The sequence below is a fragment of the Tsuneonella sp. HG094 genome (assembly GCF_053819285.1).
Genome location: NZ_JBSORA010000001.1, coordinates 751,088 through 771,499 on the forward strand (window position 1 = coordinate 751,088; position 20,412 = coordinate 771,499).

22 protein-coding genes are annotated in these 20,412 nt (G+C 66.8%); 12 read left to right on the top strand and 10 right to left on the bottom strand.

Annotated elements, in window-relative coordinates; all coding sequences use genetic code 11:
- Positions 1 to 100: 100 nt before the first annotated feature.
- Positions 101 to 466, top strand: a complete 366-nt coding sequence (locus ACWPMX_RS03740; protein ID WP_455698704.1) for a response regulator — start codon at positions 101 to 103, stop codon at positions 464 to 466.
- A gap of 37 nt (positions 467 to 503) precedes the next feature.
- Entirely contained in the window at positions 504 to 1,517 is a 1,014-nt protein-coding gene (locus ACWPMX_RS03745) for a sensor histidine kinase (RefSeq protein ID WP_455698705.1), read from the top strand.
- Positions 1,518 to 1,521: 4 nt separating this feature from the next.
- Here the strand turns inward: ACWPMX_RS03745 and rsmA are convergent, their stop codons facing one another.
- The 4 genes from rsmA to ACWPMX_RS03765 all read right to left on the bottom strand — a co-directional run bounded on the left by rsmA (position 1,522) and on the right by ACWPMX_RS03765 (position 7,241).
- Positions 1,522 to 2,373, bottom strand: coding sequence for a 16S rRNA (adenine(1518)-N(6)/adenine(1519)-N(6))-dimethyltransferase RsmA (rsmA, locus tag ACWPMX_RS03750; RefSeq protein ID WP_455698706.1), 852 nt, complete (start codon positions 2,371 to 2,373; stop codon positions 1,522 to 1,524).
- On the bottom strand, positions 2,366 to 3,400 hold the full coding sequence (pdxA, locus tag ACWPMX_RS03755; protein ID WP_455698707.1) for a 4-hydroxythreonine-4-phosphate dehydrogenase PdxA: 1,035 nt from the start codon (positions 3,398 to 3,400) through the stop codon (positions 2,366 to 2,368). Before pdxA ends, rsmA begins: the two co-directional genes overlap by 8 nt.
- A 31-nt stretch (positions 3,401 to 3,431) precedes the next feature.
- Complete coding sequence (locus tag ACWPMX_RS03760; protein ID WP_455698708.1) at positions 3,432 to 4,772, bottom strand: peptidylprolyl isomerase; 1,341 nt, start codon at positions 4,770 to 4,772, stop codon at positions 3,432 to 3,434.
- A gap of 123 nt (positions 4,773 to 4,895) precedes the next feature.
- Entirely contained in the window at positions 4,896 to 7,241 is a 2,346-nt protein-coding gene (locus ACWPMX_RS03765) for an LPS-assembly protein LptD (RefSeq protein WP_455698709.1), read from the bottom strand.
- Between the two features lie 102 nt (positions 7,242 to 7,343).
- Here ACWPMX_RS03765 and ACWPMX_RS03770 point away from each other — a divergent pair, with 102 nt between their 5' ends.
- The 6 genes from ACWPMX_RS03770 (at position 7,344) to mddA (ending at position 11,261) form a co-directional block, all read left to right on the top strand.
- Positions 7,344 to 8,798: a leucyl aminopeptidase gene (locus ACWPMX_RS03770; RefSeq protein WP_455698710.1), complete on the top strand. Its 1,455-nt coding sequence runs from the start codon at positions 7,344 to 7,346 to the stop codon at positions 8,796 to 8,798.
- A gap of 18 nt (positions 8,799 to 8,816) precedes the next feature.
- Complete coding sequence (locus ACWPMX_RS03775) at positions 8,817 to 8,972, top strand: DUF2256 domain-containing protein (RefSeq protein WP_455700722.1); 156 nt, start codon at positions 8,817 to 8,819, stop codon at positions 8,970 to 8,972.
- On the top strand, positions 8,969 to 9,406 hold the full coding sequence (locus ACWPMX_RS03780; protein ID WP_455698711.1) for a DNA polymerase III subunit chi: 438 nt from the start codon (positions 8,969 to 8,971) through the stop codon (positions 9,404 to 9,406). The genes ACWPMX_RS03775 and ACWPMX_RS03780 overlap by 4 nt, the downstream gene beginning before the upstream one ends.
- 74 nt (positions 9,407 to 9,480) lie before the next feature.
- Complete coding sequence (ndk, locus tag ACWPMX_RS03785) at positions 9,481 to 9,903, top strand: nucleoside-diphosphate kinase (RefSeq protein WP_455698712.1); 423 nt, start codon at positions 9,481 to 9,483, stop codon at positions 9,901 to 9,903.
- An 88-nt stretch (positions 9,904 to 9,991) separates the two neighbouring features.
- Positions 9,992 to 10,432: a nuclear transport factor 2 family protein gene (locus ACWPMX_RS03790; RefSeq protein WP_455698713.1), complete on the top strand. Its 441-nt coding sequence runs from the start codon at positions 9,992 to 9,994 to the stop codon at positions 10,430 to 10,432.
- Positions 10,433 to 10,520: 88 nt separating this feature from the next.
- On the top strand, positions 10,521 to 11,261 hold the full coding sequence (gene mddA / locus ACWPMX_RS03795; protein WP_455698714.1) for a methanethiol S-methyltransferase: 741 nt from the start codon (positions 10,521 to 10,523) through the stop codon (positions 11,259 to 11,261).
- On the opposite strand, the gene ACWPMX_RS03800 is transcribed toward mddA, so the two are convergent.
- The 3 genes from ACWPMX_RS03800 to purM are packed head-to-tail and all read right to left on the bottom strand — an operon-like array spanning position 11,258 to position 14,509.
- The gene (locus tag ACWPMX_RS03800; RefSeq protein ID WP_455698715.1) at positions 11,258 to 12,457 is read right to left on the bottom strand and encodes a sulfotransferase; all 1,200 of its coding nucleotides are present in this window, start codon (positions 12,455 to 12,457) and stop codon (positions 11,258 to 11,260) included. The genes mddA and ACWPMX_RS03800 overlap by 4 nt on opposite strands.
- A complete protein-coding gene (gene purN, locus ACWPMX_RS03805) occupies positions 12,457 to 13,410 on the bottom strand; it encodes a phosphoribosylglycinamide formyltransferase (protein ID WP_455698716.1) in 954 nt (317 codons plus the stop codon). Before purN ends, ACWPMX_RS03800 begins: the two co-directional genes overlap by 1 nt.
- A complete protein-coding gene (gene purM, locus ACWPMX_RS03810; protein ID WP_455698717.1) occupies positions 13,403 to 14,509 on the bottom strand; it encodes a phosphoribosylformylglycinamidine cyclo-ligase in 1,107 nt (368 codons plus the stop codon). The genes purN and purM overlap by 8 nt, the downstream gene beginning before the upstream one ends.
- A gap of 71 nt (positions 14,510 to 14,580) precedes the next feature.
- On the opposite strand from purM, the gene ACWPMX_RS03815 reads away from it, so the two are divergent.
- The 4 genes from ACWPMX_RS03815 to ACWPMX_RS03830 are packed head-to-tail and all read left to right on the top strand — an operon-like array spanning position 14,581 to position 17,560.
- Entirely contained in the window at positions 14,581 to 15,855 is a 1,275-nt protein-coding gene (locus ACWPMX_RS03815) for a heavy-metal-associated domain-containing protein (RefSeq protein ID WP_455698718.1), read from the top strand.
- Positions 15,855 to 16,466, top strand: a complete 612-nt coding sequence (locus ACWPMX_RS03820) for an ATPase (RefSeq protein ID WP_455698719.1) — start codon at positions 15,855 to 15,857, stop codon at positions 16,464 to 16,466. The genes ACWPMX_RS03815 and ACWPMX_RS03820 overlap by 1 nt, the downstream gene beginning before the upstream one ends.
- Positions 16,467 to 16,494: 28 nt before the next feature.
- On the top strand, positions 16,495 to 17,199 hold the full coding sequence (epsC, locus tag ACWPMX_RS03825; RefSeq protein WP_455700723.1) for a serine O-acetyltransferase EpsC: 705 nt from the start codon (positions 16,495 to 16,497) through the stop codon (positions 17,197 to 17,199).
- Between the two features lie 7 nt (positions 17,200 to 17,206).
- A complete protein-coding gene (locus tag ACWPMX_RS03830; RefSeq protein WP_455698720.1) occupies positions 17,207 to 17,560 on the top strand; it encodes a DUF2794 domain-containing protein in 354 nt (117 codons plus the stop codon).
- On the opposite strand, the gene ACWPMX_RS03835 is transcribed toward ACWPMX_RS03830, so the two are convergent.
- The 3 genes from ACWPMX_RS03835 to ACWPMX_RS03845 form a co-directional block, all read right to left on the bottom strand.
- Positions 17,557 to 18,627, bottom strand: a complete 1,071-nt coding sequence (locus tag ACWPMX_RS03835) for a hypothetical protein (RefSeq protein ID WP_455698721.1) — start codon at positions 18,625 to 18,627, stop codon at positions 17,557 to 17,559. The two genes, ACWPMX_RS03830 and ACWPMX_RS03835, sit on opposite strands and share 4 nt — an antisense overlap.
- A 66-nt stretch (positions 18,628 to 18,693) precedes the next feature.
- The gene (locus ACWPMX_RS03840) at positions 18,694 to 19,626 is read right to left on the bottom strand and encodes an SDR family NAD(P)-dependent oxidoreductase (protein ID WP_455698722.1); all 933 of its coding nucleotides are present in this window, start codon (positions 19,624 to 19,626) and stop codon (positions 18,694 to 18,696) included.
- 95 nt (positions 19,627 to 19,721) lie between these two features.
- Entirely contained in the window at positions 19,722 to 20,390 is a 669-nt protein-coding gene (locus tag ACWPMX_RS03845; RefSeq protein ID WP_455698723.1) for an HAD-IA family hydrolase, read from the bottom strand.
- Positions 20,391 to 20,412: the final 22 nt, after the last annotated feature.

A 20,412-nucleotide genomic window follows, 5' to 3' on the forward strand; every position in this document is an offset into this window, starting at 1 on the left:
GCAGGAATGTCGCTGCGCAAAGAATGGGAGCAAGGACCGGAACGTGCAGGCCGCCGTCTCGTTTCCGGCACATCAAGTTGGACGAGAGTCGAGTCAATACATGCGTGCCATCATCGTCGAAGACGAGTTCCTTGCAGCGATCCATGCCGAATCCATTCTTGAATCCTGTGGCGTGGAAGTGATCGGCACGGCAGGGGATACCGATGGCGCGCTGGCCCTGGCCCAGGTCGGTCCCAATCTCGCGCTCGTCGATCTCAATCTGCGCGATGGCTTTACCGGTCCGCAGATCGGCTCGTCACTCCAGTCGGCGGGTATGGAGATCGTCTTCGTCACCGCCAATCCCGGACAGCTGGCGGGCCTGAACACCTTCGATTTCCCGGTGGTCGAAAAGCCCATCGACGAACGGGTTCTGGTGGATACGATAGAGCGCATCAAACAGAAGATGCAGCACGAACGCGCTCACTAGCCGATGCAATCAGGTCCCCTGTCTGCAGGCCCCGTTAGTGCCTGAGAACCAGCACAAGAGCGTCGAAGCGTTCCTCGCGAGCGAAGCGGGGTTCCGTGTCTTGACGGACACGATGCCGCAAATGGTCTGGTCGACCCAACCGGACGGCTACCACGACTACTACAATGCCCAATGGTACGCCTTTACCGGCATGCCTTTGGGATCGACCGACGGCGAAGAATGGAATGGGATGTTCCATCCCGAGGACCAGGAGCGCGCGTGGGAACGATGGCGCCATTCGCTCGCAACCGGTGAGCCATACGAAATCGAGTATCGTCTGCGGCGCCATGACGGCGAGTACCGCTGGACGATAGGCCGGGCTCTGCCGGTACGTGAAAACGGCGAAATCGTCCGGTGGATCGGGACATGCACCGATATCCACGACGCCAAGTCCGCATCCGAGCAACTCGAGGTCTTGAGCCGCGAGCTTAGCCACCGGATCAAGAACATCTTCTCCGTGATCGCCGGGCTGATCGAATTGACGAAGCGATCTGCGACCGACTCCGGAACCGCGTTGCGCGATCTGAGCGGCCGCGTGATGGCGCTGGGTCGCGCGCACAATTTCGCGCGCCCGCACAGTGATGAATCGAGACCCGATCTGCCGACGAGCGAGTTGAGCGGGCTGATCACCGAGCTTCTCGCCCCGTATCGCACGCTCGACGACCGAATTCGGATCGATATCGATCCGATCCGGCTCGATGATCGCGGCGCCACTCCCATTGCCCTCGTCATCCACGAACTGGCGACGAACTCGGCCAAGTACGGCGCCTTGTCGAGTGCGCAAGGAACCCTGCACATCGCGTGCAGGCTCGACGGTCCGAATGTCACGATCGACTGGACCGAACGTGGAGGGCCGCCGATCCTGGAGAGCCCGGAAAACGAAGGATTCGGGAGTCGTCTCCTGACAATGAGCGTGGAGCGGCAACTGGCCGGCACGCTGACGAAAACCTGGGCGCCGGAAGGCCTGCAGGTTGTCATCGTGGTTCCCGAAGCCAACCTGTTCCGCTCGTAAGCCGCTAACCCTTCGTCGGAAACCGCGTGAGCGCGCGGGCGACGGCGACGAGTTCGTCCACCGACAGGGTCTCGGCCCGGCGCGCCTCATCGATGCCCAGCGCGGCGAGTGCGTCGAGCGCGCCGGGCACGCCCTTGACGCTCTGGCGGAGCATCTTGCGGCGCTGGCCGAAGGCCGCCTCGGTCACGCGCTCGAGCACGCGGGCGGATACGCCTTCGGGCATCGTGGTCGGTTCGACTTGGACGATCGCGCTCATCACCTTGGGGGGCGGGGTGAAGGCGCTGCGGTGGACCTTCATCGCCAGCTTCGCCGCGCTGCGCCACTGGGCCAGCACCGCCAGTCGCCCATAGGCATCGGTGCCCGGCGCGGCGACGATCCGCTGGGCGACTTCCTGCTGGAACATGAGCGTGAGGCTGGTCCAGCGCGGGGGCCATGTCTCGCCCGACAGCCAGCGGACGAAAAGCGCGGTGCCGACGTTGTACGGCAGGTTGGCGACGACTGCGTAGGGTTCGCCCATCGTGGCGTCGGAATCGATCTTCATCGCATCGCCTTCGATGACGCGCAGCTTGCCCGGAAACGCGGCTTCGAGCTCGGCCAGGGCGGGCAGGCACCGGCGATCCATCTCGATCGCAGTGACGCGCGCCCCGGCCCGAAGGAGCGCCCGCGTGAGCCCTCCCGGGCCGGGACCGATTTCGAGCACGGCCTTGTCCTTGAGGTCGCCCGGCAAGGCCGCGATCCGGTCGAGCAATTGCTCGTCGAACAGGAAGTTCTGCCCCAGCGCCTTGCTCGCCGAGAGCCCGTGGCGCGCGACGACTTCGCGGAGAGGGGGTAGTTGGGGGGGCGGCAGTTCAGCCATGCGCCGCCCGCCGCGCAGCGCAATCACCGGCCATGCGGATGGCCGCGATCGTCGCGCCGGCACTGGCGCGGCCCGTTCCCGCGATCGCGAAAGCCGTGCCATGATCGGGGCTGGTGCGCACGACCGGCAAGCCGAGGGTGACATTGACGCCGCTATCGAAATCGAGCGCCTTGAGCGGGATCAGCGCCTGGTCGTGATACATGCACAGTGCCACATCGTAGTCGCTGCGGGCGTGGGGCGAGAACAGGGCGTCGGCGGGGTGGGGGCCGCTTGCGTCGATGCCCTCGGCCCGCAACGCGGCGATGGCGGGGGCGACGATGCGCTGGTCTTCGTCGCCGAACCGGCCGTCCTCGCCGGCATGCGGATTGAGCGCTGCGACCGCGAGGCGGGGCCGCTCGATCCCGAAGTCGCGCCGCAGCGCCTCGGCCGTGATCCGCGCGCGGCGGCAGATCAGGTCATGAGAGACAAGGCTTGGCACGCGCGCGAGCGCCACATGGACCGTCAGCGGGATCGTGCGGAGCTGCGGCCCGGCGAGCATCATCACCGCATCCTGCGCAGCCACCCCGCAGGCATGGGCGACGAATTCGGTCTGGCCGGGGTGGTTGAATCCGACTTCGGCGAGCAGGCCCTTGGCGATCGGTCCGGTGACGAGCGCGGACGCTTCGCCCGAGACGACAAGTGCGGTCGCCGCATCCAGGCTGGCGAGCGCAAGCGCCGCGCCTTCGCGCTCGGGTTTACCCGGCCGCCAGACGCCGTCGAGGCTGCCCAGCACCGGCAGGGCGCGAACGAAAACCTCGCCTGCCTCGGCCAGCGACGCGATCGGTTCGATGGGAAGTTCGAGACCGCGCGAGGCGGCTGCTGCAGCCATCAGCCGCGCGCCACCAACCACCGCGAAGGGCACCAGTCCCTCGCGCTCGCGACGCGCCCACGCCTCAGCGATCAGTTCAGGCCCGATCCCGGCGGGATCGCCCAAGGAAACCGCGATGGGCGAGACGGCTATCGGAGAAAGGGTGGAGGGCCGGGACATCGGCCCCCCATATCGCCGGGAATGCCTGTCGTCAGTTGTATTCGATCACCGCGTCGTTGCGCAGGTCGCGCAGGTAACGCTGAGCGCGCTTGTTGACGCGGTCGTCCTCGAGCTGGGCCATCAACTGGTCGAAGTTCGGAGCGCTGGCATCCTTAGGATCGTCGCGGCCACACAGCATCAGGACGCTGACACCTTCCTCGATGCCGCCGAACGGCGCGGTCGTCTGGCCGACCTGCAAATCCATCACGAGGCCCTGGATCGCTTCGGGCAGCGAGCGCATGACGATTCCATCGCTGCTGGCGACGCGCGCGCCCATCGACGCACCGATTTCCTCCGCACTGCCGCAGCCGCGCATCGACTGCACCCCGGACACGAATTTCTGCAGCAGGCCTTGCGCCTGTGCTTCGGTGGTGCCAGCCGGGAATTCCTGCGAAATCTGCTTGAGGCTGAGCACCGCGTCGCGCGGATCGGCCATCAGCACGGCCTTCTTGTCGATCAGGGCGAGGATCGAGAACCCGCCCGAATTCTCGATCGGACCGACAAGCTGTCCGACCTGCATCTGACGGGCAGCCGTAGCGAGTTCCGCCGGAAGCATCTCGAGCCGCACGAAGCCGAGGTCTCCGCCAACTGCCGCGGTGGGCGATTCGGAGAACTGGCGCGCATAGCCGACGAAGCTGCCGCCGCCGCGAAGCTGTTCGATGATCTTGCCGATGTTGGCCGCCACCTGCTCGCGCGTTTCGGGGGTCGACGCGAGCCAGATTTCGCCGAGGCGATATTCTTCCGTGCCGCGGCTCGCTTCGAGACGGGCGATCAGCTCGTTCACTTCCTCGGTCGACACGTTGACGAACGGCGCGATGTTGCGGCGCTGGAGGCGCTGCCACGAAAGCTCGCCGAGGATCTGGCGCTTGAGCGAACCGGCCGAACTGCCGATCTTCGTCAGGTAAGCGTCCATCGCGGCGACGTCCTGACCGAAATTCTGCGCGGCGACGCGGGCGTACGTCTGGTCGACCTCGGGCTGGGTGACCTCGATCTCCTGAGCCTTCGCGGCCTGGATCTGCAGCGATTCGTCGATGAGGTTGCGGAGCACCTGGGTCCGCAGGCGCTGCAATTCCTCGCCTTCGATCTTGTTCTTCGACGCGGCAGTGACGAGCGCGACGCGCTGATCGACATCGGTGCCGGTGATGATCTGGCCGTTCACCACCGCGGTCGGCTTGCGCACGTTGGGATCGTTCTTGCCCAGTACCGAGAATGTCGTCGGCAGGTCGAGCCCGCCTCCAACTTGCGCTTCCTGCGCGGTCGCCACGACCGGAGACGCGACAAGGCCGAGCGCGGCGATGCCGTTGAGCAACTTGGAAACGGTTCGTTCGATCACGCAAAGGTCCGTATGGTTACGACGCGCAAAAGGCGCCGGTTTGTGCAGGGGCGGTTGGGCCAAAACGGCTTAACGCAAGCTGAGTGCGGCTGGGCGGATAGCTTGTTCACGCGCCGCTGCCAACTACCGGAAACCGAGGTTCCGCAGCGCGAAGTAGAACTGGAAGGTATTGCCCTTTCGCGAGTCGCCCTGATCGAGGTAGTCGCGCCGCCACGTCGCCCCCAACTCGAGGCAGTCGTCCTGATACGCAACGCCGATGCGCGTACGGATCGGGTCGAACCCGTCGGCCGTGAACGTGGGATCCTCGCTACGGTCCGTCAGATTGAACACGCCAGCTCCGAACACCGACCAATACTGCGCGAATGCGACCCTCCCGGCGAAGCGCAACTCCTCGCGATCGCGCAAGTCCTCGATCGTCGTGGCGATATCGCGATTGAGGCGCAGATAGCCGACTTCGGCATACGTACGGCTCGAGCCGACGGTCGCGTCGATCTCGTTGCGTCGCACCGCCAGGTTGTCCTTGTCGAGCCGGTAACGGTGCGTGAACTTCACGAAGTCCTTGAAGCGAACGTCGGTCCGGCCGACGAAATCGGACACGCGTTCGCTCAGGCCCGTCCCGTCGGGGAGGATCGTGGCGCGGTTGTTGAGCCGCACCGACTGGCCGAAGGTCGTCGAGATGCGCCAGTTCGGGCGGCGCAGCTCCCAGTCGAGGCCGTAGGTGATGCGCGGCCCTTCCTCGACCCGGTCGTAGCCGGGGAAGCGGTTGAGCGCGAAGAGGTTGGAATCCTCAAGATCTATCGCCCGCGAATCTTCGTTCGGCACCGCCAGGTTGCGGATCGGTGGCGTGGCGACGATCTGGACGCGCGGGGTCAGCACCTGCGTGCCGCCGAACGCGGAACCGACCAGCGGCCATTCGAGATCGGCGGCGGCGAGCGCCACGCCGCGTCCCTGCCACCCCGGGTTGCCGCGATAGATCGCGGTCGCAGTCAGGCCGTTCTCGTCCGAGTGGTACACGTCGCCGCGCACGAGCGCGGTCAGAGTCAGCAACTGGCCGAGGCCTGTCACGCGCTTCATGTCCCACTTGGCGCCCGCGAAAGCCCGCTGGGTGTCCTGACCGTCGGTGCGGAACAGTGCGAGCGAGTTCGCCTGAAGTTCTAGAACGCCGGGGAGGAAATCCGGCGTCAGGCGCCGTCGGTAGTCGACCAGCGGCAGCGCCACCGGCACCTGCCCTTGGTCGGCCCCGAGTCGGAGCGTTTGTGTCGCATAGCCCGCGATCGTCAGGTACGAATCGGCGTCCATCCGCTCGACCTCGACCAGCGAGCGCAGGCGGTCGTCGCGGCTGATATCGTAGCGGCGCAGAAAGGTGCGATCCGTCGCGCGGCGAGCGGAATAGTCGATGCTCCAGTTCGGATCGAGCTGGAACCGGCCATTGCTGAAGATGTAGCCGCGGAACTGGTCGTTGCCGGTGCCCATGCCGCCAAACGGATCGAGCCGGCGACTGTATGTGACGTATCCGGTGACCTGATAGGCGCCGATATCGGTCAGGTGCCGCCATTGCGCCGATGCCATCGGCGGCGCGCCGGTGAAGGCATAGGCGCTGAGCGTCAGGTCCTTGCTGGGATCGATGTGCAGGTAATAGCTGCCCGACAGCTCCAGCCCGTTGTTGCGCGAATACTGGATGTCGGGGATCAGGAAGCCCGATACCGGCCGCCCGTCGGTACGAACCGCGAGGCCGGGCAGCGGGATCAGCTTCGCTCCGAACAGTTCGAGATAAGCGCCGCGGAACGTGACCTTCTTCTCGGCGGGAGAATAGACGACGCGGTCGGCGGTGATGCGCCAGCTCGGTTCGCGCGGGCAGCCCTCGGTATCGACGACCTCGCACCCGGTGTAGGCGGCGCGGGTGAGCTCGATGGTCCCGTCGGCGAGGCGCTGGCCGTTGGCGGCGGCGAGACGGCCGCCTTCGCGCAGGGCGAGGAGCAGGTCCTCCATCGCGCCCGCCTCGAACTTGTCGGTCAGTTCGATACGGCTGGTGTAGAGCTGGTTGCCGTCCTCGTCGACGAAGCGGACGTCGCCGCTCGCGACGATAACGCCCGAGGTGCGGTTCCAGGTGACCTCGTTGGCGCGGACCGAGCGATCCTCGCTACGCAGGACCACGTCGCCGCTGGCGGTAACGGTGTCGCTCTCCTGATTGTAGGAGACGGCGTTCGCTTCGAAATTGATCTGCCGGTCGCTGGCGGGGGCGGCGGGCATCGTCGCCGGATCGATCGGCGGAATCGGCGTCGACAGGTCGGGCGGGGTGCCTTGCGGCTGCTCGGTCGATCCCATTCCAGGGGCCGCGCCATCCTGCGCCATCGCGGGCGCGGCCAGAAGGGCGAGGGCGAGCGCCACGGCACTCGGCACCGCGCCGCACTTGGGGGCTGGCAAGCGGCGACACGATGCTTGCTGCATTCCATTACCGGCGGGGAGCATCGCTTGCCTATCGCAGCACTGCCGCCTAATCGCAATCGCCATCCTGCCCCCGGATGCGCCATTGTGCGCGATTGCCGGGATGAACATTCTTTCGGAGTTTCCATGCAGATAGAATTCGCCTCTGCCATTCCCGCCGGAACCGCGATCCTTGCCCGCCCGGTCGCGCAGGACAGCCTGCCCGACGGGCTGGAGCGTGCGCTGGCCGAGGGCGCGCGGGCCGCGCGCTTCAAGGGCAAGCCAGGCCAGGTGTTCGACGGCTTTGCCGAAAGGGATGGGGCGGTGGTGCGCGTGGCGCTCGCGGGAACGGGCGATCCGGCCGACGAGGCGCGGCTCGCCAATCTCGAGAAGGCAGGGGCTGCGCTTTCGGCGAAGTATGCGTGCTCAGGCGCCGACGCCATCGCGGTGGACCTCGCGGGTCTCGGTCCCGAGGAAGCGGCCGCGCTGCTCATGGGCCTGCGCCTGCGGACCTGGCGCTACGACCGTTATCACACGCGCATGAAGGACGAGCAGAAGGTGACACTCGCCAAGGTCGTCGCGATCGGCGCGCCGGACGGTGCCGAGGCGGCGTGGACCGATGCCGCTGCCGTCGCCGAAGGGGTCGAGCTGACCAAGGAACTGGTCACCGAGCCTGCGAACGTGATCTACCCCGAGAGCTTCGTCGAGCGTGTGAAGCCCCTCTATGAAGCGGCTGGCCTCGAAGTGACGGTGCTCGGCGTCGAGGAAATGACCAAGCTCGGCATGGGCGCGCTGCTCGGGGTCGGGCAGGGGTCCGAGCGGCCTTCGCGCCTGCTGTGCGTCAAGTGGAACGGCGGCGAGAAAGGTGCGCGTCCGACCGCCTTCGTCGGCAAGGGCGTTACTTTCGACACCGGCGGCATCAGCCTCAAGCCGGGACCGGGCATGGGCGACATGAAGTGGGACATGGGCGGAGCGGGCGCGGTTGCGGGCGCCATGCTCGCGCTGGCGCGGCGCAAGGCCAAGGCCAACGTCGTCGCGGTCATGGGGCTCGTCGAGAACATGCCCGACGGCAAAGCGATGCGTCCGGGCGACGTGGTCACAACCATGAGCGGCCAGACGGTCGAGGTGCTCAACACCGACGCCGAGGGCCGTTTGGTGCTGTGCGACGCGCTGACCTGGGTTCAGAAGGAGTACGACCCGGTCGCGATCGTCGATTTCGCGACGCTGACCGGCGCGATGGTCATCAGCCTGGGCTTCGAGCACGGCGGCGTATTCGCCAACGATGACGCGCTGGCCGATGCCATGCTCAAAGCCGGGCGTACCAGCGGCGACAAGCTGTGGCGGATGCCGCTCTCGCCCGCCTACGACAAGCTGATCGATTCGCCGATCGCCGACATGCAGAACATCGGCCCGCGCGAAGGTGGCTCGATCACTGCAGCGCAGTTCCTGCAGCGGTTCATCGACAAGGATCGCAAGTGGGCACACTGCGACATCGCGGGCATGGTCTGGGCGGCGAAGCCCGGCGCCACGTGGGGCAAGGGTGCGACGGGCTACGGTGTGCGCCTGATCGACCGCTACGTCCGCGACGAGCTGGAGAAGTAGGCGCCGCCTTTGGCCAGGATGCAGAAGAAGGGCGACTTGCCGAGCAAGACCTGCGCGGCCTGCGGCCTGCCCTTCACCTGGCGAAAGAAGTGGGAGCGTGACTGGGACAGCGTGAAGTACTGTTCCGATCGTTGCCGCCGCAGCGGCAGGGGCATTGGGGGCTCGTCCGCATGAAGATCGACTTCTGGCAGTATTCGCAAGGCCCGGTCGAGCGGATCGTCGCGCTGATCGCCGAGCGGGTGCGCGCCTCGGGCGACCGTCTGCTGATAGTCGACGGAGACGACGAGCGGCGCGCGGCCACCGGAAAGGCGCTGTGGGACGCGAAACCCGAAGCGTTTCTCGCCAACGGGCCTGCTTCGGGCGGTCACGCAGCGCGCCAGCCGATCCTGCTGGCGTCGACGTGCGAAGCTGCTAACGGCGCGACGGTCGCCGTACTCGCCGACGGAGAATGGCGCGATGCGGGCGAGGGATTCGAACGCACCTTCCTACTGTTCGCCCAGCCGCAGGTAGAAGCGGCCCGAGCGGTCTGGCGCCGGTTCGACGGCCGCGACGACGTGACCCGCTCCTACTTCGAGCAGGAAGACGGCAAGTGGGTCAAACGGGCGTGACCCTTGCGCCCTGCGCAGCCCCCCGCTAGGGGCGCGCGCAACCTCTCCCAACACCCGTTTCAAGGACACCTCCCATGGCGGTTACCCGCACCTTTTCGATCATCAAGCCCGATGCCACCCGTCGCAACCTGACCGGCGCAGTCACCAAGATGCTCGAAGATGCCGGCCTGCGCGTCGTCGCCAGCAAGCGGATTCACATGACCCGCGAACAGGCCGAAGGCTTCTACGCGGTGCACTCCGAGCGTCCGTTCTTTGGCGAGCTGTGCGATTTCATGACCAGCGGCCCGGTGGTGGTGCAGGTTCTTGAGGGCGAAGACGCCGTGAAGCGCAACCGCGACATCATGGGCGCGACCAACCCGGCCGACGCTGCCGAGGGCACGATCCGCAAGACTTTTGCGGAAGGCATCGAGGCGAACTCGGTCCACGGTTCGGACTCCGACGAGAACGCCAAGATCGAGATCGACTACTTCTTCAAGCCCGAAGAACTGGTCGGCTGATCCGTTCAGGGGGGCGGCCGAATCCGCCCCCCTGATCCGGCATTGCAAATAGATTCGCGCGCCCTCTTTGGGCGTGCTAGGTGGCGCCATGCTCTGGGGTCGTGGCCGGAAGTGTAAGAGCCTTGCTGCGCGCTTTGTCGCGGCTGTGAACGCGCATGACACCGGCGCGATGAACGCCCTCATTTCCGACGATTTTACCTACATCGACAGTTGGCGCGAGGGCCTCGTGGGCCGCGACAAGGTCATGCAGGCGGTCGAGCGTGTTTTCGCGCTGGACCCCGGATTTCGCATCGATGTCGAATCGAGCAGCTTTTCCGATCCCTTCGTCCTGATGCGCGGTTGGGCCAATAGCTCGAACCCCGATTTCGGGCGCCGCCGTTCCGTTTGGCGGGCGCGCTGCGACGACGGCCTGATCGGCGAATGGCAGTCGTGGGCCGAAGGCGGACCACCCGCCATGACCCGGACCTACGCGCCGCTGGACAAAACCGACCTTTCGGATCGCGCCGCCGAATATCCCGGCACGCCCTGAGCGAGCGATTTGGTTGTCTCCGCCGCCCGTGGTATCGCGAGGTAGCTAAGAAAGAACGGGGTCGCATCGCTTTTTCGGGAGGGAAGTGATGTCTCGTATTCTCGCAATTCCTGTGGCGCTGGCCTGTTACGCCGCGTTTTTTGCCTCGTTCCTCTACCTCATCGGCTTTGCCGCCGGGCTCGATATCCTGCCGACCAATATCGACAAGGGGCGCGATGCGCCCCCGATCATTGCCGCGGTCATCGATCTTGCGCTCATCGCGCTGTTCGGCATCCAGCATTCGATCATGGCGCGCCCGCGTTTCAAGGCTGCCTGGACGCGCATCGTCCCACCGGCGGTCGAACGGTCGGTCTATTGCCTCGCGTCGGCGCTGTGCCTGATCGCGCTGTTCGCATTCTGGCACCCTATCGCGGGCACCGTGTGGTCGGTTCAGAACGAGAGCGCTCGCATCGCCATCTGGGCGTTGTTCCTGCTCGGCTGGACGATCCTGTTCATCGCGACCTGGCTGATCAGCCATTTCGAGCTGTTCGGAATTGCACAGGCATGGCGGCACAGCCGCGGGATCGAGGCGCCGCCGCAGGAGTTCCGCACGCCTTTCCTGTATCGCTGGATCCGTCATCCGATCTACAGCGGGTTCCTTCTGGCGTTCTGGGCGACACCGGACATGACCTACGGCCACCTGCTGTTCGCGATCGGGATGTCGGTCTACATCTTCATCGGCATCGCGCACGAGGAGCGCGATCTCGTCGCGCATTTCGGGAACAGCTATACCGATTATCGCGCGCGGGTGGGCTCGGTCATTCCCGGCCTCGGGCGACGAGCCAGCTAAATCTGGAGGGTCAAGAACCGCCCGACCACAGCCGAGTGCGCGTGGTGCGGTGACTGCTCGGCGACGGCCTGCTCGCGTTCCATTGCCGCGAGCGCAACGGGAGTCAGGGTCAGGCCCAAGTCGGCGTAGATCGCCGCCACGGCAGCGCGCCAGTCGGCGCCGAGTTCATCGTAACGCACCGCCGCGACCGGGCCACGATGGTCCGCGAGTCCCGCGGTGATGCGCGTCTCGCGCAGCGCCAGCTTGCGCTGCCATTCGCTGCGAATGGCGGCCACAGTGCGTTGGTCGGACTGGAAAGCCGATTGCCCGGCCACCATCGAAACCGTACTGTCGAGCACCGCATCTGCGCTGCGACTTGGCAGGACCAGGCGCGCATCGGGGAAGATCGCAGAGATCGCGGCAAGGTCCTCGGCCAATTGCGGGCATTTGATCACCCGCGGCTGCGCGGCGTTGTTCATTGACGCCGCATCGGTCCGAAGGATTCGGATGAACTCACGGTAAATCGGAGAGGCGTCGCGCGCCTCGCTCCACGCGACATAGCCGGGAATGTGCCACTGGGCCTCGAAAGCGCAGGGGGACAGCGCGGCGGAGAGCCAGCCGATCTCCTCGTCTGCCCGGGTCGCGCCGAACGGATGCAGCGTATCGAGCCAAGGATTGATACGCCGCGCGATGCCGAGGGCGACTGCCGCCTTGAACGGCCGCAAATCGGGCTTGCGGGGGAAGGGATCGAGCGCGTTGCAGAACCGGGTTCCCGCGTGCGCCGGATCGGCAGCCAGCAATCGGTGCACCCGCGTCGTGCCTGCGCGCATCTGCCCGACGACGATGATCGGCGCGGCGATGTCGGTTTCCGCGAGGTCCGGTCGCTGGCGCCATAGCCTCCCGAGCGCGTGGCGCTTACGGATCGCGCCGGTGATCTGGCCATAGGCCATCGTATGTCCGAGTGCGTTGAGTGCGGCCTCCTCGCGCAGCGAACGGCACAGGCGATCGAGACGCTCGCGAAAATCCGCGACGTCGTCGGCACTCCTACCACCGCGCTCGTCAGCCGTGTCGTAGCCCCTCGCGCCAACCTGCCACAGGAAATCCGGATCGATCGGCGGCTTCGGCGTCAGCCTCGAGCGCCAGGTCCATTCGAGTGCCCGCTCGGCCCGCCGCGCCATCGGGGAGACGGCGAGCAGATGGTCGCGGGGCGGGGCCATCAGAACTGGTCGGCCGCGTCGATCAGTGCGGTGAGCTTCTTCGGTGCGATCGCCCGCCAGCTTCGCGCCAGCCAGTCGGAGATGGAATCCCAGTCGGTATCGCCGAGGTCGAGCCGGATGGCGATCCAGTCGTTGCCGAAATAGGCCGGGCGGAAGTAGCGTTCCGGATCGTTGTCGATCAGCTGGGCCTGCTCGTCCGGACCGCTGATCTTGGCCAGCAGCGCGATGCGGCCGTCGTTGTGATGATCGACCGCGACCCATGCGAATTTCTTGCCCTTGGTGACGCCGAAGCACGGCATTCCGTGGCTGGTGGTTTCTTCCGCCTGGGGCAGTTCCATCGCCCGCTCGCGCACCCGCGCCACAAGCCAGTCGGCGTCGTAAGGCCGCGAGACGTATTCGTTGAGGACGCGCGAATAGAGCTGATGTTCGGCGATCAGGACCCGGGCGGCGAGGCTCACCTCAGTGTCGCCCGAAAGCACGGCGACCTTCGTTTGGCCGAGAACCTCCCCCGCATCGAGTTCTTCGGTCACGAGGTGGACGCTGCACCCGGCGTGGCTGTCGCCTGCGTCGATCGCGGCGCGGTGCGTATGGAGGCCGCGATACTTTGGCAGCAGCGAGGGATGGATGTTGAGCATCCGGCCCTCCCATGCGCGCACGAAGTCGGCGCCCAGCACCCGCATGTAACCGGCCAGCGCGACGTAATCCGCGCCGCTCTCGCGGATTGCCGAGTCCATCGCCGCATCGTGGGCTGCACGATCCATGCCCTTGTGCGAGAGTGCGAAGGTCGGCACACCCTCGGCCTCGGCAAGCTTCAGCCCCCCCGCCGCGGGATCGTTGCTGGCGATGAGGACAATCTCGTAGGCCGCACCGGGCAGGCGGCTCGCATAAAGGAGCGCGGCCATGTTGGTGCCGCTGCCCGAAATGAGCACGGCGACCTTCGCCGGTTCACGCAAGGTGCTGCGCGTCCCAGTCTTCGCGGGCGGACCATGTCTCGGCCGAACCTTTCACGGTGCAGCCGCGCTGGCCGTCGACGACTTCGCCGATGCGCCACACGGTTTCGCCGTTGGCTTCGAGATCGGCCGCGACTTCGCGCGCCTTTGCGGGCGTGACCGCGAGCACCATGCCGATCCCGCAGTTGAACGTGCGTGCCATCTCGCCCGGCTCGATATTGCCCTGCGCCTGCAGGAACGCCATCAGTCGCGGCTGCTCCCACGCGTCGGCATCTACCACCGCGTGCGCGCCTTCGGGGAGGACGCGCGGAATGTTCTCGAGCAGGCCGCCGCCAGTGATATGCGCCAGCGCATCGATCTTGCCCGCGCGCACGAGAGGAAGCAGGCTCTTCACGTAGATCTTCGTCGGCGCGATCAGCGCGTCGATCAGGCGCATTTCCGGGTCGAACACGGCGGGGCGATCCATCCGCCAGCCCATGTCATCGGCAAGGCGGCGAACGAGCGAATAGCCGTTGGAGTGGACACCCGAACTCGCCATGCCGAGCAGGACGTGGCCCGGCGCGACCTTGTCGCCGGTCAACTGCTCGCCGCGCTCCACCGCGCCGACACAGAAGCCGGCGAGGTCGTAGTCACCGGCGGCGTACATGCCCGGCATCTCGGCCGTTTCGCCGCCGATCAGCGCGCATCCGGCCTGCTTGCAGCCTTCCGCGATGCCCGCGATCACCCGCTCGGCGACTCCGTGCTCGAGCTTGCCGGTGGCGAAGTAGTCGAGGAAGAACAGCGGCTCCGCGCCCTGCACGATGAGGTCGTTCACGCACATCGCGACGAGGTCGATCCCGACCGTGTCGTGCCGGTCGTGGTCGATCGCCAGCTTGAGCTTGGTGCCCACCCCGTCGTTCGCGGCGACGAGGAGCGGGTCGGTGTACCCGGCCGCCTTGGGATCGAAGAACCCGCCGAACCCGCCGAGCTCGCTCGTCGCGCCGGGGCGCGCGGTCGACTTGGCAAGCGGGCCGATCGCGCGCACGAGCGCGTTCCCGGCATCGATCGATACCCCGGCCGATTCGTAGGTGTAGGAGCGTGGCGGCGGACCATTCGTCGACATGGTGTGTCCACTGACGCATTCCTGCTTGGATTTCCATGCCCGTTTGGGCAAAAGGCCGCCAGTTTTCCCCTATGCACCCATCGCTTTCACTCTCGCGCGACCCGCGCCGCGCCGCCATCCTCGCCGCTGCCGTGGTCGCTGCTCTCGTGCTGGCGTTCGCGGGACGCGCGCTGATCGCGCAGATCGCGGGTGATCGCGGTATTGCTGCGGTGGCCGCTTCGGGTGACATCCAGGTCGGCGGGATCGAGGTGGACGTGACCGCGAAGTCGGCCGAGGAGGCCCGCGAACAGGGCTGGCGCGAGGCGATGAAGCTCGCGTGGAAAAAGATCGACGGCCCGTCGATTCCCGACGGCCAGCTCTATTCGCTCGTCTCATCGGTGGTGATCGAGAGCGAGGAACTGGGCCCCAACCGCTACATCGCCAAGCTCGGCATCGTGTTCGACCGGACCCGTGCCGGCGGCCTGCTGGGACGGGGCGGCGACGTGCAGCATTCCGCGCCTCTGCTGCTGGTGCCGGTCACCTACAGCGCGGGAACGCAGACGGTCTACGAGATCCGCAACCCGTGGCAGCGCGCGTGGGCCGAGTACCAGCCGGGTGCGAGCACCATCGACTATGTGCGCCCGGTCGGCGCGGGCGGCGATTCGCTGCTGCTTACCGCAGGGCAGGAGACCCGTCGCAGCCGCATCTGGTGGCGCAACGTCCTCGACCAATTCGGCGCGTCGGACGTGCTGTTCGCGGTCGCCGACCTCCGGCATCAGTATCCGGGCGGGCCGGTGAAGGGCACCTTCACGGCGCGCTACGGTCCCGACAACACGGCGCTCGGCAGCTTCACGCTGACCGCACCGAGCCAGGCGGCGCTGCCGACGATGCTCGACCAGGCGGTCGTGCGCATGAACGGCCTGTTCCAGCAGGCGCTTGCCGACGGACGCCTCAAGCCAGACCCCACGCTCAACCTCGGCGGGCCCGAGCTTAGCCCCGCAATCCAGCAGCTGATCGAGATGGGCCGCGCAGCCGATGCGCAGGAGCGGGCCCAGCGCGCGGCGACCGACGCGGCGACCGCCAGCCCGACCGATGCGGCCACTCCGGCACCGGGCGCGGCTCCCGCGGTCGTGAGCAGTTTCTCGGTCCAGTTCGCGACTCCGAATGCAGGGGCGTTCGACGCGTCGCTTTCGGCAGTGCGCGCGACACCCGGTGTGCGCGGCGCGGCGGCGACGAGCACTGCGATCGGGGGAACCTCGGTGATGACGGTGAGCTTCGGTGGCGACGTCAATGCGCTCGCCGCCGCATTGCGTGCACGCGGCTTCACCGTCCGCCCGGCCGGGGCTGGCCTCGCCATCTCGCGCTGATGGCCCAGATCGCGCTGCCGTTACCCATGCGGCGGGCGGACGACCCGGCGCGGATCGTGGTTGGCAATGCCAACCGTGCCGCGATCGACGCGCTCGCCGACCCGACCGCCTGGCCATACGGAACCGCCATCCTCGCCGGACCATCCCGCAGCGGGAAGTCGCTGCTCGCGCGCTGGTGCGCGGGGCAGGGCGACATCGAAGTGATCGACGGCGCGGAGACGGTCGACGAAACCGAACTGTTCCACCGCTGGAACCGCGCGCAGGAGGGCGGCCACGCGCTACTTCTCGTAACCGACCGCGATCCGTGGGACATCGCACTGCCGGACCTGCGCAGCCGACTCGGCGCCGCGCTCCATCTCGAGGTCGGGGTGCCCGACGACGAGATGGTTGCCGCCCTCATCGACGCCCATGCCGAGGCGCGCGGGCTTGTTCTGGGCGACGGCGCGCTTACTTACCTCGCACCGCGGCTGGAGCGCAGCTTCGCCGGGATCGAGTCCGTCGTGGCGACGATCGACCGGCTGAGCCTCGAACGGAAGGCGCCGCCGACGCTGTCGGTCTGGCGCGATGCTCTCGAAGCGGTGCAGGGGGCGGAGCAGCCGCGCTTGCTTTGAAGGCGTTTTGGTGGGAGTCTTGGCGGCGATGTTCGACCAGCTGACCGATTACCTGGACTCGGTTCGCGCGCGCGATCCGGCGCCGCATTCGCGGTGGGAAATCCTGCTCTATCCGGGCGTCCTCGCCCTCGGCCTGCACCGCGTGGCGCACTGGCTGTACGAGGCGAAGCTCTATTTCCTTGCCCGGTTCATCAACCACTTCAGCCGCTTCCTGACCGCGATCGACATCCATCCGGGCGCCGAGATCGGGAAGAACTTCTTCATCGACCACGGCTTCACGGTGATCGGCGAGACGGCGGTGATCGGTGACAACGTCACGATCTACCAATGCGTCACGCTGGGTGGGACGAACCCGACGAATGGCGTGAAGGGGAAGCGGCACCCGACCATCGGCGACAACGTGATCATCGGTTCGGGCGCGCAGGTGATCGGGCCGATCACGGTGGGCAACCGTTCGCGCATCGGCGCCAATGCGGTGGTCACCGATGACGTGCCCGAAGGCGCGACGATGATCGGGCTGAAGGCACGCTCGACGCTCGTTCCCGCCGAAGAGTGGATCAAGGAATTCATCCCCTACGGCACGCCGTGCGACGATCCTTGTGCGCCGGGGCGCGACTGCATCGAAAAGCTCGAGAACGAACTCGCGAGCTTGCGCGCTGAGGTCGCCGCCTTGAAGGCCTCCACCGCGGACCCCGCGCCGGTCGCGCGGCGCGGCACGGCGAAGCGCGGATGATCCGCGCATGAGCACGGGACCGGGCGCTTCGATCGTTCCGTTTCCCGGCAAGGCGCCCAGTCAGGTCGGTTTCGAGCGGGTCGAGCTCATGCGAATACTCGACCTCTACGGCCGGATGGTCGCCGCGGGCGAGTGGCGCGACTACGCGATGGACTTCACGCGCGATTTCGCTGCTTTCGCCGCCTTTCGCCGCGCCGCCGAGCGTCCGCAGGTCCGCATCGAGAAGACGCCCGCACTTCGCAACCGGCAGGGGATGTGGACGCTGTTCGGCGAACACGGCCAGGTGCTGAAGCGCGGACACGAGCTCGCCGGGGTGCTTGCCCCGGTCGAGCGTCGTCTCCTCAAGGCCGTCGACAGCTAGGCCGCGAGCAGCATTCCGGGCGCGGGCACGCGCGCCTGCACCGCGGCGGGAAGCGCTCGGACGATACCGGCGCGGATCGGCGTCCAGAATGCGCTGAGTGTCAGCAGGGCAGACCCGATCACCAGCGCGGTGAGCGCGATGTTGAGCTCGACCGCACCGAAGCGGTCGAACAACCACGTTAGCGCCGCGAGGACGTAGGCAAGTGCGGAGACCAGCAGCGCGCGGCGGTCGACCGCGAGCGCGACGAGGCCGAGCGCTATGTAGACCACCAGAACGCCGATCACCGCCGCGATGCCGATGTCCTCTCCCTGTGTCACCCCGAGCCAGTGGAACAGCGGATGCGCGATCATCGGTGCGGCGAGCAGGTGGAGCCAGAACGCCACGTCGCTGCGGCGGGTCTGGCGCGTGCGGTCGCTCATGTCCCAGCGCATCGCAGCCGCGAAGACGGCAAGGCCTGAGACGAAGACCATCGCGACCAGCGAATCGGGGCCGAGGTTGTCGGGGCCGACGATGGCGGCGATGATCGCCAGCACTGTCACCGAGACGGCCGCAGCGCCCGCAGCCACGGTGATCGGCACCATGAACCGGCGCCAGTGCAGCCAAGCCGCGACCGCGGCGATCAGGCCGGAGCCCGCACCCAGCAGAGCGGCGGCCTTCTGGTTCTCGTCGGGCATCGTCAGCACCATGGCCGAGAAGCCGAGGCAGGCCTCGAACACGCCGCCGACGAAAGCGAGCAGCAGTACGATGCTGGGAAGCGCCATGCGGCGCTTGCGGGTGAAGAATTCGGCCATCGTCCACGCGGCGCCGGCGATGAGGACACCCGAGAAAGGCGGCGGGCCTTGGAGATCGGGCGTGAAGACCTGTCCGATCCCTGCCATCGCGACGAGGATCATCACCGCGGCAATGGTCACGAAGATATCGTTGAAGCCGGTTATCAGGCGGAAATGCTCTTCATCGCCCGGCGGCATGGCATGGCGCGCGGCCACGTGCGCGCGCAGGGCGTCGGCGGCTTCGGCGCTCACCGCGCCCGAAGCGACTGCGGACTGGATATCCTCGTCGGAATACATCGGCACTCTCCCCTGTAGTCGGAGGAGAGTGCCGGAACTGTATTACTGTGTCAATACGGTGGCGGATCAGCCGCGCGTCGAACTCGGCGCGGCGTCGCCCATGACCTTCTGCATGGCCTTCAGGATCGCGCCGGACTGTTCGGCACCCGAATTGGGCGCATGGAGGTTGGTCTGCGACGAGATCGCGTCCCAGTTCGCGGCGAAGCCCTCGACGGTCCGCTCGCCTTCCGGCAGCCAGGTGGCGTCGTTCATTACCACCCACGCCGAGTGGTAGCCGCCGCCGCCCGCACCGACGATCGCGTTGGTCGGCGCATCCTCGCTGACGAGGAAGAGTGCGGCCGGAACCACGTTCTCGGGCGCAAAGAGTTTGAACGCCTGCTCGGGGAATAGGTCCTCGGTCATGCGGGTTCCGGCGACAGGCGACAGCGTGTTGACCTTGATGCCGTACTTCGCGCCTTCGAGCTGCAGCGTCTTGGTAAGGCCCGCAAGGCCGAGCTTCGCCGCACCGTAGTTCGCCTGGCCGAAGTTGCCGAACAGTCCGGTCGAGCTCGCGGTCATCAGGATGCGGCCATAGGCCTGCTCGCGCATCAGTTCCCAGACCGCCTTGGTGGCATTCGCCGAGCCGTTGAGATGCACGTCGACCACGAATTCGAAGTCGGCAGGCTCCATCTTGGCGAAGGTCTTGTCGCGCAGCACGCCCGCGTTGTTGATCAGGATGTGGACGCCGCCCCACTTCTGCTTCGCGTCGGCGACCATCTTTTCCATCTGCTCGTATTCGGTGACCGAGGCGCCGTTCGACATCGCCTCGCCGCCCGCCTTCTCGATCTCCTCGACGACCTGCAGCGCCATGTCGGAATGGCCGGTACCGTCGCGCGAGCCGCCGAGATCGTTGACCACCACCTTCGCGCCGCGGCGGGCGAGTTCGAGCGCATAGGCGCGGCCCAGACCGCCGCCCGCGCCGGTGACGATGGCGACCTTGTCCTTGAACGAGATGGTCATGACGGAACTCTCCTGGCTGTCGGCGCGCTTTACGCGCCCGTAAAGTGTGCGGCGGCGTTGGCACCATCCGCGCAACGATGCAACAGGCTGGTCGGTCAGAGCCGTTCGAGAACGGGTATCAGTTGGTCGAGAGAATCGATCACCGCATCCGCGCCCATCTCGATCGGCGCGCAGTCGTGATAGCCATAAGTGACCGCGATCGTAGGCACGCCCGCGGCGCAGCCCGCCTTGATGTCGTAGGTGCTGTCGCCGACGAAAGCGATGCGCCCGCCGCCCAGCCGGTCGCGGGCGGCGAATATCGGGTCGGGGTTGGGCTTCGCCTTGCCCTTGCCGAGGGTGTCGCCCCCGATCACGCAATCGAACCGATCGGCCAGGCCGAGCGCGCCAATCACACCGTTCGCGAATTCCTCGAACTTGTTGGTCACGACGGCCAATCGGACACCCTTGGAACGCAGGTAATCAAGCGCTTCAATTGCATGCGGATAGGGCTTGGTGTGGACCGCGAAGTGCTTGCCGTAATAGGCCAGCATCGCCTTGTAGAGTTCGCGGAAGCGCCCCTCGTCGCAGCCGCCCTGGTCGTCGACCGCGCGCTTCAGCATGATCTTGGCGCCGCCGCCGATCAGGTCTTTCGCGCTTTCGAAGGGCACCACCGCGAACCCGCCCAGCGTCAGCGCATGATTGACCGCCGTCCCTAGGTCGCGGTGGGTCTCGAGGAGGGTGCCGTCGAGGTCGAACGCGACGATATCGAAGGGGAAATCAGCCATCGGGTCTCAGGTAGCGGGGATT

Coding starts and splice junctions, on each gene's coding strand:
- ACWPMX_RS03820 (WP_455698719.1), top strand. CDS start 15,855: ATGGCCCAGATCGCGCTGCCGTTACCCATGCGGCGGGCGGACGACCCG.
- ACWPMX_RS03790 (WP_455698713.1), top strand. CDS start 9,992: ATGCTCTGGGGTCGTGGCCGGAAGTGTAAGAGCCTTGCTGCGCGCTTT.
- pdxA (WP_455698707.1), bottom strand. CDS start 3,400: ATGTCCCGGCCCTCCACCCTTTCTCCGATAGCCGTCTCGCCCATCGCG.
- ACWPMX_RS03845 (WP_455698723.1), bottom strand. CDS start 20,390: ATGGCTGATTTCCCCTTCGATATCGTCGCGTTCGACCTCGACGGCACC.
- ACWPMX_RS03765 (WP_455698709.1), bottom strand. CDS start 7,241: ATGCTCCCCGCCGGTAATGGAATGCAGCAAGCATCGTGTCGCCGCTTG.
- ACWPMX_RS03780 (WP_455698711.1), top strand. CDS start 8,969: ATGAAGATCGACTTCTGGCAGTATTCGCAAGGCCCGGTCGAGCGGATC.
- ndk (WP_455698712.1), top strand. CDS start 9,481: ATGGCGGTTACCCGCACCTTTTCGATCATCAAGCCCGATGCCACCCGT.
- rsmA (WP_455698706.1), bottom strand. CDS start 2,373: ATGGCTGAACTGCCGCCCCCCCAACTACCCCCTCTCCGCGAAGTCGTC.
- ACWPMX_RS03815 (WP_455698718.1), top strand. CDS start 14,581: ATGCACCCATCGCTTTCACTCTCGCGCGACCCGCGCCGCGCCGCCATC.
- epsC (WP_455700723.1), top strand. CDS start 16,495: ATGTTCGACCAGCTGACCGATTACCTGGACTCGGTTCGCGCGCGCGAT.
- purM (WP_455698717.1), bottom strand. CDS start 14,509: ATGTCGACGAATGGTCCGCCGCCACGCTCCTACACCTACGAATCGGCC.
- ACWPMX_RS03840 (WP_455698722.1), bottom strand. CDS start 19,626: ATGACCATCTCGTTCAAGGACAAGGTCGCCATCGTCACCGGCGCGGGC.
- ACWPMX_RS03775 (WP_455700722.1), top strand. CDS start 8,817: ATGCAGAAGAAGGGCGACTTGCCGAGCAAGACCTGCGCGGCCTGCGGC.
- ACWPMX_RS03800 (WP_455698715.1), bottom strand. CDS start 12,457: ATGGCCCCGCCCCGCGACCATCTGCTCGCCGTCTCCCCGATGGCGCGG.
- ACWPMX_RS03835 (WP_455698721.1), bottom strand. CDS start 18,627: ATGTATTCCGACGAGGATATCCAGTCCGCAGTCGCTTCGGGCGCGGTG.
- ACWPMX_RS03830 (WP_455698720.1), top strand. CDS start 17,207: ATGAGCACGGGACCGGGCGCTTCGATCGTTCCGTTTCCCGGCAAGGCG.
- ACWPMX_RS03740 (WP_455698704.1), top strand. CDS start 101: ATGCGTGCCATCATCGTCGAAGACGAGTTCCTTGCAGCGATCCATGCC.
- mddA (WP_455698714.1), top strand. CDS start 10,521: ATGTCTCGTATTCTCGCAATTCCTGTGGCGCTGGCCTGTTACGCCGCG.
- ACWPMX_RS03770 (WP_455698710.1), top strand. CDS start 7,344: ATGCAGATAGAATTCGCCTCTGCCATTCCCGCCGGAACCGCGATCCTT.